This is a genomic window from Bacillus sp. FSL R5-0593 (genome assembly GCF_038603755.1).
Lineage (GTDB): Bacteria > Bacillota > Bacilli > Bacillales > Bacillaceae > Bacillus > Bacillus velezensis.
Window position 1 is genome coordinate 4,100,399 of sequence record NZ_CP152011.1, and the last position, 12,710, is coordinate 4,113,108.

Consider the following 12,710-nt stretch of genomic DNA (forward strand, 5'->3'; position numbering starts at 1 on the left):
CGGTTAGTCCTGTTCAGGGTTTCTCAAGTAATAACCGACACCCCGTCTTGTGACGATCCAGTTCGGATGGCTCGGATTATCCTCGATTTTCTCACGGAGACGGCGCACTGTTACATCCACCGTTCTCACATCACCGAAATAGTCATAGCCCCACACAGTCTGCAGCAGATGCTCACGCGTCATAACCTGTCCGATATGTTTGGCTAAGTAATGAAGCAATTCAAACTCACGATGAGTCAGCTCGATCGTTTCTTCTCTTTTTGATACGACATAAGCGTCAGGGAAGATGACGAGAGAACCGATATGAATGTCATTAGAAGCTGATTCTTCCTCAGCCGGCGCAACCGTAAGCTGGCGGCGCAGGTTCGCTTTGACGCGGGCCAGAAGCTCACGCGTGCTGAAAGGCTTCGTGACATAGTCATCCGCTCCGATTTCAAGCCCGATGACCTTGTCAATCTCCGAGTCTTTTGCCGTCAGCATAATAATCGGCATATCATATTTTTTCCGGACTTCCCGGCACACTTCAACTCCGTCTTTATTCGGAAGCATAATATCTAAAAGAATTAAATCAGGCTGAAGCTCCTCCACCATTTCCACGGCTTCGTTTCCGTCGTACGCACAATGCACGTCATAGCCTTCTTTTCTTAAATTAAACTCTAATATATCTGCAATCGGTTTTTCATCATCGACTACAAGGATTTTCTTATCCATCATCTTGATTTTCCTCCTGCCAGAATGACTTCATTTCATCTATTGATGTTTCATGATGATCACAATTCGGATCGTGAAAAACGTTCCCCGTCTATTATAACGGTTTCAGGTCAAAAGATAAAAAAATTAAAGAGAACAGCGCAAAAACGTATTGAACTGCCATCCTTTTGTCATGTTTTTTATTTTCTTTTAAAAAATAATATTTTTTTGAAACCTCACGAAAAAAAATGCCGTCTAGTGTTTGACGTCTTCTTCTGGGCCGGCTGAAAAGCCGGCTCTCCCTTTTTTATAACAAAAGAAAAAACGCACCTACTATTGCAGATGCGTTTGGGTAAGTGGCTCGGGACGGAATCGAACCGCCGACACACGGATTTTCAGTCCGTTGCTCTACCAACTGAGCTACCGAGCCAGATGTTTCTTTTCTATACTATAAAGTAAAGTAAAATGGCGGTCCGGACGGGACTCGAACCCGCGACCTCCTGCGTGACAGGCAGGCATTCTAACCAACTGAACTACCGGACCTTACAGTAATTTGTCCGGAGAGCCGTATCGTGGCGGCCCTCCGAGGACAAATAAGGAGTTAGCAATAACGCTAAAGTAAATCAATGACCCGTACGGGATTCGAACCCGTGTTACCGCCGTGAAAGGGCGGTGTCTTAACCGCTTGACCAACGGGCCATAAAAAGTGGTGAGCCATGAAGGACTCGAACCTTCGACCCTCTGATTAAAAGTCAGATGCTCTACCAACTGAGCTAATGGCTCCTGATGTGTCGGATTATGTATCATAGAGCATTCAGACAAAAGCTTTCTTGCAGTACTCTATTGAAGCTGTTCCGTAACAACGAGATTTATAATATCATAGAACATTCGAAAGTGGCAACTACTTTTTTGAAAAAAAATCTATTATTTTTTTCCTACATAAAAAAACAAGCCTCCGTGACCGGAGGCTTGTTTGCTGCAAATTCTTAGTTAGCGCGGTATACACTGCGGATGACGTTCGTTTGTGAACGGTCGGGACCGACAGAGAAAATAGAAAGCGGAATACCTGTCAGCTGAGACACGCGTTCCAGATAATGGCGCGCATTTTCAGGAAGATCGCTTAATGTTTTTGCGCCTGTGATATCTTCCGTCCAGCCAGGCATTTCTTCATATACCGGTTCACACTCTGCGAGAGCTTTCAGACTTGCCGGGAATTCTTCAATCACTTCACCTTTGTAGCGGTAAGCGACACAGATTTTCAATGTTTCAATGCCAGTCAGCACATCGATTGAGTTCAGAGAAAGATCTGTGATTCCGCTGACGCGGCGGGCGTGGCGGACAACAACGCTGTCAAACCAGCCGACACGGCGCGGACGGCCTGTCGTTGTGCCGTATTCGCGTCCGACTTCACGGATTTGATCCCCGATTTCATCTTTCAGCTCAGTCGGGAAAGGACCGTCACCGACACGGGTTGTGTACGCTTTAGATACACCGACGACGTGCTGGATTTTTGTCGGGCCTACGCCTGAACCGATCGTCACCCCTCCGGCGACCGGGTTGGATGAAGTGACAAACGGGTATGTCCCTTGGTCGATATCAAGCATAACCCCTTGAGCGCCTTCAAATAAAACGCGGCGGCCTTCATCCAGCGCGTCATTTAAGACGACGGATGTATCGCATACATACTTTTTAATCTGCTGGCCGTATTCATAATACTCATCCAGAATATCTTCAATTTTGAAGCCTTCCGTTTCATACATTTTTTCAAGCAGACGGTTTTTCTCTTCAAGGTTCCGTTCAAGCTTTTCTGCAAACACGTCACGATCTAGCAGGTCTGCGATCCGGATGCCGATCCGCGCCGCTTTGTCCATATAAGCAGGTCCGATGCCTTTTTTCGTTGTGCCGATCTTATTGGCCCCTTTGCGTTCTTCCTCTACTTCATCCAGTTTCAGATGGTATGGAAGAATGACGTGGGCTCTGTTGCTGATTCTCAAGTTATCCGTGCTCACATTGCGTTCATGAAGATACGCAAGCTCCGTTATGAGCGCTTTCGGATCAACAACCATTCCGTTCCCGATGACACACGCTTTTTCTTTATAAAAAATTCCTGATGGGATTAAATGAAGCTTGTACGTGACGCCATCAAACTTGATGGTATGTCCTGCATTGTTTCCGCCTTGATAACGTGCGATCACTTCTGCATTTTCTGATAGGAAATCTGTAATTTTACCTTTTCCTTCATCGCCCCACTGCGTACCTACTACGACTACTGAAGACATATATCCGTGCACCTCCGTTAACCTTTCAAAACGATATCTCATTCAAACAAATTAAGTGTATCAGTGCCGAAACAGAAAGTCAATCGTAAATCCGAACATTTAAATCTTATCAATCTATGTTTGTTCGCCTTAAACATGATTAAAAGCGTTTTCTCTTTCATTTGCTATCTATTACTCCCGAAACTTTCATGCTTTAACAAGAAAAAGAACCCGTAATCAGGGTTTTTCAGACAGTCACTTATATGCCGCTTGTATTCATCAGGACGACCCGCCAGCCGTCAGGATCTTCGATGGTCACGCCTTTTTCTTCCCAGTACGGGTTTTCGGGTGCTTTCTCCTCATATCCCATCTGCTTTAATTTCGTGCTGATGCGGATGACCTCCTGCTGATTCTGGATGTAAAAGACAAGCAGGCTGTCGCCGTGCGGAACGGGCGCCGGCTGAGACGCGCCGGTTTCTTCGGTGAATTCTAAGTGATATTGCGTATGGGGCAGGCCGAACATGACGCCGCTGTAGCCCTCATGTCCGGAAAAACTGCCGACCCTCTTCAGCCCGAGGCCCTCTTCATAAAACCTGATGATTTCTTTGAGCTGTCCGGTCGGCCGGGCAATCCGGATTTGCGCCGCTTGAAATTGCGGAAATTCAATTGTCATCATCATCCCTCCCTTAATGCCATTATATAAAAGCGCTTTCTTTTTTTCGTCTGCCGAACGGACGGCATTCTCTCATTCTTTCGGATGAAAAAAAGCCTCAAGACATTGCTTGAGGCTTTACGCACCTGCTGGAACACCGCCGTCATCAAAGCGCCTTTCCAGGTTTACGAACTTATTGTATTCTTTCACAAAAGCCAGTGAGACGGTGCCCACCGGGCCGTTACGCTGTTTGGCAATAATGATTTCGATGATGTTTTTGTTTTCGGATTCTTTATCATAGTAATCATCACGATACAGGAAAGCGACGATGTCGGCATCCTGCTCAATACTTCCCGACTCACGGATATCTGACATCATCGGACGTTTATCCTGCCGCTGCTCAACACCCCGGGAAAGCTGAGACAGGGCGATGACCGGAACTTCAAGCTCCCGCGCCAGCGCTTTTAGCGCCCGTGAAATTTCCGATACCTCTTGCTGGCGGTTGTCGCTTGAACGGCCGCTTCCCTGAATGAGCTGCAAGTAGTCAATTAAAATCATGCCCAATCCGTTTTCCTGCTTCAGCCTGCGGCATTTTGAACGGATTTCGCTGACGCGGATGCCGGGGGTGTCATCTATAAAGATACCGCTGTTTGACAGACTTCCCATCGCCATCGTCAGCTTGCCCCAATCTTCTTCCGTCAGATTTCCCGTTCTGAGATTTTGGGCGTTAATATTCCCTTCAGCGCAGAGCATACGCATGACAAGCTGCTCGGCACCCATCTCAAGACTGAATATCGCGACGCTCTCATCCGTTTTGGTGGCCACGTTTTGTGCAATATTTAAGGCAAACGCCGTTTTCCCCACAGACGGACGGGCCGCGACAATGATCAAATCATTCCGCTGAAACCCCGCCGTCATCCGGTCAAGCTCAATAAAACCAGTCGGAATCCCGGTAATATCGCCTTTCCGGTTGTGAAGCTGCTCAATGTTGTCGTATGTTTGCACAAGCACGTCTTTGATATTTTGGAAGGCGCCCGAATTTTTTCGCTGCGCGACCTCCATAATCGTTTTTTCCGCATCGCTTAATAAATCTTCAACTTCATCCTCGCGCGTATACCCGTCTTGAGCGATTGAGGTCGCCGTTCTGATTAAACGGCGGAGAATGGATTTTTCCTCAACGATTTTCGCGTAATATTCTATATTAGCCGCTGTCGGAACGGAATTCGCGATGTCCGTCAGGTAAGAGACGCCTCCCACCTCTTCTAACAAATCGGTATTCGCAAGCTCTGACGTTACCGTGACCAAATCAACCGGTTCACCGCGGTCTCCGAGCACGAGCATGGCATTGTAAATTTTTTGGTGTGACATTCTGTAGAAATCATCCGGAATCAACACTTCAGAAGCCAGTGTTAACGCAGACGGCTGTAAAAAAACAGCACCTAACACGGCCTGCTCAGCTTCTATGTTTTGCGGCGGCAGCCGATCATTCAGAAGGTCTGTCATGCTAAGCACCGTCCTCTCCTTAAAAAATATCCAAACTCCATTTTACCATTTCTCAAGAAAAAGAATAGAAAAACATCTCTTTCCCTGTATTTGTCAAACAGCGGCTGCGTGTTTCGCCATTCCGAATGCCGGGAAACAAATAAATAAATCGAAACCAGGAGGTAAGAAGGATGAAAACATATGCAGTAACACCCAGTGTTGATGCGGACGGATGGTTTGTGAAGGTGGAAAATGTGGCGCCGACAGCTCTTTATACATCAAAGGACGCGGCGATCGAGAAAGCGGAGCAGACGGCTAAAGAGAACAGCCCGTCTAAGCTTGTCATTTATGATCAGCATAAAAACATTGAAGAAGAACGGTCCTTTTAAGAAAAGCCTTCGCCCGAGCGAGGGCTTTTCTTATTCGATGAAACGGATGTGCAGCACCGTCTGCGACATGAGATCGGCCGTTTTTTGATACAGCTCCCATTCTTCACAGGCGGCGAATACTTTCATCATGTCCTGCAATGTCTGTTTCAGTATAATAAATTCGTCAATTGTCCGCAGTTCTGCGGCTTTTTTCTGATAATCAGCCAGCTTCAGCTGTAATAACATCAATGGTGATTGCATAAAAAACCTCCCCCATTCTGTTATAAAGCCCCGCTTTTCAAACCTCCATTCCTTTGTCATATCCTCTTACGATAGATTTCTGATTTTAGTACAATAAAGAAACGGAAGGAGTGATCACATGAAACCGCTGCAAATTTCCGCCGAAACGGCGCAAAAGCTCGCAGAATCACTGAATATGCCGCTTGAGAGAATCATGCACATGCCTCAGCACATTCTGCTTGCCAAATTAGCTGAAGTCCAAAAAGAGAACGATCACAAATAAAGGCTGCTCTCTCATATATATGTGCGGGAGGCGGAAGCGATGGCTTTCCGCCTCTTTTTTTCGCGAAGAAAATTTTGGTAAAACATTCTTTGAACGGAACCGATCCGATTTTAACCGTCTCACAGCTGAAAAAACTTGTTGACGAAGGAAAAGTGAAATATTTCTTATTATCCGGAAACAATTCAGGCAATACGAAGCTTGTCTCATGGAGGAAAAAGAACGGCACAAAAATCTCAGCTGACCAATACAGCACCGGAAAAACAAGCTCAGCCCGGCAAGGAATGACAGGCGGCCCGGGCGGACAAAGTCAGCAGACTCTGTATGAGATGAAAAAATAGTTCGGAAAGAGGCTGGATAGTTAAACGCCGGCCTCTTTATTTTGCTCTTGAAGCACCTGCCATGCGGCGCCGGTATCATTCAGAAAAATGATTGATAAATACTTTCTATTTTTGAAACCATCAGTTCCTGACGCAGATGCCGGCCGGCATAGGAGCGCGCTTCTTTTCCAAGCCGTTCCCTGAGAGACTGATCCGTAATCAGCATTACGAGAGCATCAGCAAGTTCGCGGCTGTTGCCGGGCTGACAAATAAGCCCTGTGGCCTCATGCCGGATCATCTCAGGGATTCCTCCGCAGTCAGTTGCGACAATGGCTTGACCTGAGAACATCGCTTCGATGATCGCTATAGGGAAATTATCATTCAATGTCGGCAGGACAAATATAGATGATTCAGCCAAAAGCGCCGGCACATCACGTCGTTTTCCGAGGAAAAACACATTTGAGAGGCCCAGTTTCCGTCTCTTCTCTTCCAGAAACCCTCTCATGTTTCCGTCTCCGATGATCCATATATCAACTCCGGATAAATGGTGCCGGATGCGGGCGAGAGCGTCCAGCAGCACATCATGTCCTTTTCGCTCGGTCAGACGGGAAACGCACGCAATCACGAGCTTTTCAGCACGTTTTGACTCAGGGGCATCCTGAATGTCAATGCCGGTATGAACAGTCGTCAGCTGAGCCTCCTTCGCTCCGTACTCCAGCAAGGGCTCGTGAAAGGAGTCGCTGATTGTAATGATTTTATCCGAAGCCCGAATACCCTGCCTTTCTATTTCACTGAAATATGCCTCTTCTATTGAACCCTTTTGGATTTTATGAAACTTCATCCGGCTTTTCGTAAAATGTCCGTGCGGCGTGAAAAAAAGAGGACGCTGGTACGTTTGATTAAGGTATCCCAGCAAAAATACCGCAAATAAATCCTGCGCGTGAAACAGGTCATATTGTTCTAAGTCTTTCTCCTTCAAAAATCTTTGAAAGACATGTAAATAGCTGAGATTCTTCACAAACTTTTCGTTTGCGGCGCCGTATCTGCCAACAAGAAACGCTCTGATCTCGTCAGCGGCCCGCGGGATATCTTCCTGAAAAAAAGATGGCGGCATTTGGAGCGGCGAGATGACATCCGCTTGATGACCGATGCGCTCAAAACCCGTCTTAATTGATGTGATATAACTCGCCAACCCTCCGACATTCGGGTAACGGAGAAAGGTTGCGTACAGAATACGCAATGGCTTTTTTCGTTTGGGGGAGCTTTTTCCTTCCGCACAGAACGAATACAGCATCTCTGGCTCACCTTGATGTTCGATCCCGTAAAATTGATCCATGACGCGCAATAAGGCTAGAGGCACCAGACCGTTCGGCTTGCCGATCTCTTCTTTCACATCCGCTCCCCCTCTCTCAAACTTATAATCCTAATTCCCGTCCCCATTTTGACACTTTGTCAACATGATACGGCAGCAGTTCCCCTCCCCGATTGTCGAAGATTCTCCGCAATTGGGTATGAAGCCCTTTTTCAAGTGTTCTCTGCAAATAAGCCATTTTATAAAGCGTCATAGGAGGGGTCTGAAAATGAATGCCCCGCTTTTTCATTTCTTTCGTATACACTTTTACGCAATACGTCCGAATATCTTCTGCGTGCCGGCTCCAATCTTTTCTGAAGCCAAGCAGAATTTCAACCAGCACCGTCATATCAAACCAAACCGGCGCGTATTTTGCGGATTCCCAATCGATGAATTGAATATCCCACGGTTCATGCCCGGACGCATCGTGGGTGCAGATATTCTGCATATGAAGATCACCGTGTGTGATGGCTGAGCCGTTTTGTATCAATTCAGGGAAAAAATCCGGCTCCTCCTGCTCAAGCAAGTTTGTGATTTGTCGATAATGAGGCTTCACGATATCTTTTGTGCGCTCATCTTTAAGAGCCCTATCCAATAATTCCGCTGTCTTTTTGATCTGCTTTTTACGCCCTTTTCTCATGGTTTCCGATTCATATACCGGCAGCCACGACCGCCATTTACCGTCAGAAATATTCTTGTTTTCAAAGGTGCGGCTGTGCAATTCTGCGACAGACGGAATAATATACTTGAAATGCTTCGGGTGAAATGTAAGCTGTCCCCTGATCTGGCTGACAAACTCCATAAATATCCACGTTTCATGGTCACTTTCTTCTATAAGATAGATGTCCGGCAGCAAATCCCCTAAAACGGAACGGGCTTTCCCGTATATATTAATCTCGACCTTATTTTTTTCACGGGAAGATTTATATACCTTCAATATCAGCGGAACAGTTCTGGATTTTTTCTTTACAAACAGTTTATAAATGGCGCTTCTGTCCGTCGATTTCAGGCATGTGATGTCATCCGGATTCACCGCAGCCCTTTCACCGAACGAATACGACAGTTTTTCGTCAATTCTCAGTTTTTGAAATGCGCCATACAAAATCTCCTTTTCATACATGCCGATCTTCCTTCCGCTTCCGTTTCCAGCTGTTTTTGAGATGAGACCAAGTGTTTCTGATAAATGGCATCGGGTCATTCCAAGCAAAAAGAGCATACTCTTTTTTTCCTTTACACCCTTTCCAAAAATCCCGGAACGTCATTTCTCCTCTTTTTCGTTTCTTCAAAAATGTTAAGAAATAACGCACCTCATAAATCCAGTTGATTCCGTCTTTTTGTTCGAGCTGGGGCTTCACATGTTGTCCGGTCAAATACAGATAGTACATGTAAACGAAATGAACGCCTGCCGGTTCTGTCAGGCTATGGCTGAGCCAAAAGCGCGGATTAATTTCGATAAACTTGTAAACATTGTCCCGGGGATCCTTTTTAAATTCCGCCATGCCTACTCCCTTCAGCTGAATCGCTTCAAAAAACGGCAGGGTCTTCTCGATTAAATCAGGAAGCCGTTTGCTGACGACGTGGGCCCCCGCGCCAAAATCAGCAGGGAATTGATGGTTCTTTTGCAGAGAGAATAGGCCCATTAATTTCATTTGGTCATCATAAAAAGTGGCGACTTTATAAAAACACTGGTTGTCTCCGGGGATGATCTCCTGCACGAGCAGTTCTCCATTTTCTCTGTAGGAGCTGAACTCCTTGCGCAATTGTGCGGCATCCTTCATTACAATTGCTTTTTTGTTTACTTTTTTTCTGTATTCATGGCCGGCCACCGGTTTTAAAATACACGGGAAGTCAATATTAGCGATGGCCTCTTCCAGCTCATCCCGGTTGTTCGGAAAAAAGGTTTTCGGGCAGGGGATGTGATGCTTGACCGCTAATTCATATGCTTTGCTTTTATCTAAAACCGTTTCTAACAGAGAGCGGCTCGGGAGCAAAAATAAAAAAAAAACGGCTAATGTCTCGCGGAATTTAGATATAAATCCCGCATAATCATCAGATCCTGCGTACAGAACCGGCTTTGCTTGGAACCGCTTCCCGAAATCAGTCAGAAATGTCAGCAGTTCTTCCTCTTGTGTTAAAGGGCTGGGACATATCCCGCAATCTGCCAATCTTGATTTTCCGATACGATAAGGTCCCTCCGTGTCAAACGCGTAAACATCGATTCCTCTTCGGGCCAGGCTGCGAATGATCCCAATCCCGTTTGCACTGAAATCAAGTACAACGGCTGCATGTTCATGTTTCATGATCTCCCTCCGAGCTGTTGGTATTTTGATAAATCGATTCGATATTTTTTATCATCGTCTCACTGCTTAAATATTTCTCCGCGTAGGCCTTTGCGTTTGAAGCAGCCTTCTCCCGCGCAGATTTGTTAGAGATAAAAAACGCTAAAGCCCGGGCAAGAACCTTTGCATTTCCCGGCTCGACAATAAGCCCCGTTTTGTTATGGCGGATCAGATCCGGAATACCCCCGCAATCGGTCGCGATGATAGCCGAGCCGCTGAACATCGCTTCAATAATCGAAATAGGCAGACTATCATTAATGGTCGGCAGTACGAATATGTCCGTCATATTCAAAATAGCGGGAACATCATCTCTTTTTCCTAAAAAGGAGACCATAGATAGATTCAGTTTTCGAGCCTGTTCCTCTAAGGCGCTCCTCATCTCTCCGTCGCCCGCGATCAGCACTTCAACATGTTCAAGTAGATCAGACGGAATTCGTGAAAGTGCGTCAAGCAAATGATTATGTCCTTTTCTCGGGCCTAATCTTGCAATACACGAGATGATGATCTTATTTTTCGGTACCGGGGTTTTTCTTTTCCCGCCTGTTTTTGCATCGTAATCGATTCCTGTGATCACCGTTGTCATGTCTTTCTGTTCGGCTCCGAGCTTCATGAGCGGGCTGCGGAACGTATCGCTGATAATAATCAGGCGATCTGCGTATTCAATGGCTTTCATCTCTAGTTTTTTATAATAAAACTCTTCTACCGATCCTTTTTTAAAGATGTGAAATTTAAGTCTGTTGAAAGTAAACATGCCATGCGGTGTAAAAAACAAAGGTTTTTTATAAATACGGTTGAACCTGCCCAATATATTGGCTGTAAATAAATCTTGTGCATGAAGCACATCATATTTTTCCAGATGAATCTTTTGAAGCATTTGCTCGTATATAAACATCAGCCGATTATTCTTCAAAATATGATCACTGTAATCCCCGTATCTGTCACTAAAGAAATCTTTTAATTTCGGAACAACATCCGCCCGCAGTTCTTTTACCTGTGCGGAAGGAAACTGATTGGGGGATATGACATCCACCTTATGACCTCTTTTTTTCAGTCCTTCACTAAGCGTTTTAATATAGTTTGATAAACCGCCCGTGTGCGGGTAGTCCCAAAACGTGGCAATCAAAATGGATAACTTCTGTTTTTTTCCGTATAATCGCGGAATATGATGTGCATGTTTCATCTGAGTCTTTACCGCCGTCTTTTTTTGCGGGCGCGCTTTGACCCCGTAGTAGCGGTCAAGCGTCTGAATCATATACGGATACGGGACGGAAAATGTCTTGATCATTTCCAGATCCTCCGCACGACTTCAAAAGCTTCGGCGTATTCCACACCCGCCGTCATTCCTCTGACTCTTCCTAAATGTGTAACGCCTTCATATGAACGGGGATGAGGGTAATCCCTCATTTCTACGTCATAGTGGTGAAGCGCCGCGAGTTTGGCATCCATTGTGTCTGTGATGTTAACGAAGTAATTAGGCTTGAAGAGTTTATCAGCCGTATTCCTCTCCCACTCGCTTGAAGATAGCGTTTCAAACGTAAGCAGTTCGATAGGCTTTTGATTCGGAAGCGGTCTGGCGGCTGTTAAAACTGCTTGGAATGTTCTCTGGTGGTCCATATTGACATCGCCGTAATGATGTGTAAAGATTTTTTCAGGCTGATAGACGCGAATGAGCTGCTCTAATTCTTTGACAAGCTTATGAAGAGGGATACATTCCAGCTCTAAATTCGTGTGCTCCAAAAAGATGACTTTCTCAATTCCAAGCTCTTGATTCGCGCGTTCGCCTAATTGTTTAATATGATGAGCTTCTTCTTTTCTTCCTAATGCCGTAATAACGGAAATCACTTTATATCCTTCATTGATCAGCCGTTTTATGGTGCCCGCTGATCCCAATAGTTCATCATCGGGATGAGCGCCGATAACCATAATGTATTCTGCCATTTTTTCCACACTCCACCAAACAAATGTTACAAATATCATATGACGACCCTAAAAAAAGGAAACTTACATATGCGGATTTTCAGAAACTTACATGTGCGGCTGCCATTCCCGGTAACGTGACGGATTTAATTTTTTTATAGTGTTCAAAAACTCATCCGCCAAGCCGTATTTGTCCAGTCCTTTTAATAGTTTTACGGGAAACCGGGTAATGGTGGAAAAAGCTCTTTTATGGTCGATGACTTTAAGATTTCCGTGTTCATTGATCAGAATGTGCCTGATTTCGGCATCCCATCTGGTAAAACCGATTCTTTTTAATTCATCCAGCATATTTAAAATATCAGCAGTCAGTTTGACGGACAGGGATTTTTCTTTTCTGATATGGCGGGCAAGAGAGGTGCCTTGGACATATTCCATCACAATATAACGATCTCCGTATTCATACAGTCTTGGAATCACCGGGGAACCTTGTCCGGTCTTTAAAGCCGCCAATTCCTTCTTGCATGTCCCTTTTTCAAAGAAGTATTTTACGCATTTGTTGTGTGTTAAGCGGTAGACTTCCCCGTCTTTTCCGTCTCCGATCAGCGGATAGTGCTCCAGCGCCTTTTTATTCTCCGGATTATTAAAATATGTTTCAGAAAAAAATCGTTTCATACCGACACATCCTTCGTTATGATGTAATATAATATGCAATCTGGTAACGATCGGAAATGAAACAATCTCATCATTTTCTTGCGCTGCGCCGTCTGCTGACATGAAAAAAACCCGCCGGATCGGCGGGTTTTTCATTGTATA

General features: G+C 45.4%; 13 protein-coding genes, 4 tRNA genes and 1 pseudogene. 3 read left to right on the forward strand and 15 right to left on the reverse strand.

What is annotated here, in order from left to right; genetic code table 11:
• Positions 1–3 precede the first annotated feature (3 nt).
• From walR to dnaB, 8 genes are all read right to left on the reverse strand, one after another.
• Positions 4–711: a cell wall metabolism DNA-binding response regulator WalR gene (gene walR, locus NYE36_RS20405; RefSeq protein ID WP_004393104.1), complete on the reverse strand. Its 708-nt coding sequence runs from the start codon at positions 709–711 to the stop codon at positions 4–6.
• 336 nt (positions 712–1,047) lie between these two features.
• Positions 1,048–1,120, reverse strand: a tRNA-Phe gene (locus tag NYE36_RS20410).
• 36 nt (positions 1,121–1,156) lie between these two features.
• Positions 1,157–1,233: transfer RNA gene (locus NYE36_RS20415), tRNA-Asp, on the reverse strand.
• A gap of 84 nt (positions 1,234–1,317) precedes the next feature.
• A tRNA-Glu gene (locus NYE36_RS20420) sits at positions 1,318–1,389 on the reverse strand.
• Between the two features lie 8 nt (positions 1,390–1,397).
• A tRNA-Lys gene (locus NYE36_RS20425) sits at positions 1,398–1,473 on the reverse strand.
• 203 nt (positions 1,474–1,676) lie between these two features.
• The gene (gene purA, locus NYE36_RS20430; protein WP_012118894.1) at positions 1,677–2,969 is read right to left on the reverse strand and encodes an adenylosuccinate synthase; all 1,293 of its coding nucleotides are present in this window, start codon (positions 2,967–2,969) and stop codon (positions 1,677–1,679) included.
• A gap of 238 nt (positions 2,970–3,207) precedes the next feature.
• Complete coding sequence (locus tag NYE36_RS20435; RefSeq protein ID WP_095284494.1) at positions 3,208–3,621, reverse strand: VOC family protein; 414 nt, start codon at positions 3,619–3,621, stop codon at positions 3,208–3,210.
• Positions 3,622–3,738: 117 nt separating this feature from the next.
• Positions 3,739–5,103, reverse strand: coding sequence for a replicative DNA helicase (gene dnaB, locus NYE36_RS20440; protein WP_004393100.1), 1,365 nt, complete (start codon positions 5,101–5,103; stop codon positions 3,739–3,741).
• A gap of 170 nt (positions 5,104–5,273) precedes the next feature.
• Here dnaB and NYE36_RS20445 point away from each other — a divergent pair, with 170 nt between their 5' ends.
• A complete protein-coding gene (locus tag NYE36_RS20445) occupies positions 5,274–5,471 on the forward strand; it encodes a DUF2188 domain-containing protein (protein ID WP_007407900.1) in 198 nt (65 codons plus the stop codon).
• 30 nt (positions 5,472–5,501) lie between these two features.
• Here the strand turns inward: NYE36_RS20445 and NYE36_RS20450 are convergent, their stop codons facing one another.
• Entirely contained in the window at positions 5,502–5,711 is a 210-nt protein-coding gene (locus NYE36_RS20450; protein ID WP_032866861.1) for a hypothetical protein, read from the reverse strand.
• A gap of 118 nt (positions 5,712–5,829) precedes the next feature.
• Here NYE36_RS20450 and NYE36_RS20455 point away from each other — a divergent pair, with 118 nt between their 5' ends.
• Together NYE36_RS20455 and NYE36_RS20460 are read left to right on the forward strand one after the other, a co-directional pair.
• On the forward strand, positions 5,830–5,973 hold the full coding sequence (locus NYE36_RS20455) for a YycC family protein (protein ID WP_007407902.1): 144 nt from the start codon (positions 5,830–5,832) through the stop codon (positions 5,971–5,973).
• A gap of 92 nt (positions 5,974–6,065) precedes the next feature.
• Positions 6,066–6,311, forward strand: a pseudogene (locus tag NYE36_RS20460) (hypothetical protein); the annotation flags it as partial.
• A 79-nt stretch (positions 6,312–6,390) separates the two neighbouring features.
• On the opposite strand, the gene NYE36_RS20465 reads toward NYE36_RS20460, so the two are convergent.
• From NYE36_RS20465 to NYE36_RS20490, 6 genes are all read right to left on the reverse strand, one after another.
• Positions 6,391–7,683, reverse strand: a complete 1,293-nt coding sequence (locus NYE36_RS20465; RefSeq protein WP_106080293.1) for a glycosyltransferase family 4 protein — start codon at positions 7,681–7,683, stop codon at positions 6,391–6,393.
• A gap of 22 nt (positions 7,684–7,705) precedes the next feature.
• The gene (locus NYE36_RS20470) at positions 7,706–8,761 is read right to left on the reverse strand and encodes a phosphotransferase (RefSeq protein WP_265451001.1); all 1,056 of its coding nucleotides are present in this window, start codon (positions 8,759–8,761) and stop codon (positions 7,706–7,708) included.
• Positions 8,754–9,941: a carbamoyl-phosphate synthase gene (locus tag NYE36_RS20475; RefSeq protein WP_342496868.1), complete on the reverse strand. Its 1,188-nt coding sequence runs from the start codon at positions 9,939–9,941 to the stop codon at positions 8,754–8,756. The genes NYE36_RS20470 and NYE36_RS20475 overlap by 8 nt, the downstream gene beginning before the upstream one ends.
• Positions 9,931–11,265: a glycosyltransferase family 4 protein gene (locus tag NYE36_RS20480; protein WP_265451003.1), complete on the reverse strand. Its 1,335-nt coding sequence runs from the start codon at positions 11,263–11,265 to the stop codon at positions 9,931–9,933. The genes NYE36_RS20475 and NYE36_RS20480 overlap by 11 nt, the downstream gene beginning before the upstream one ends.
• The gene (locus NYE36_RS20485; protein WP_144664787.1) at positions 11,262–11,918 is read right to left on the reverse strand and encodes a PIG-L deacetylase family protein; all 657 of its coding nucleotides are present in this window, start codon (positions 11,916–11,918) and stop codon (positions 11,262–11,264) included. The genes NYE36_RS20480 and NYE36_RS20485 overlap by 4 nt, the downstream gene beginning before the upstream one ends.
• A gap of 87 nt (positions 11,919–12,005) precedes the next feature.
• A complete protein-coding gene (locus NYE36_RS20490) occupies positions 12,006–12,704 on the reverse strand; it encodes a kinase (RefSeq protein ID WP_327997715.1) in 699 nt (232 codons plus the stop codon).
• Between the last annotated feature and the right edge of the window lie 6 nt (positions 12,705–12,710).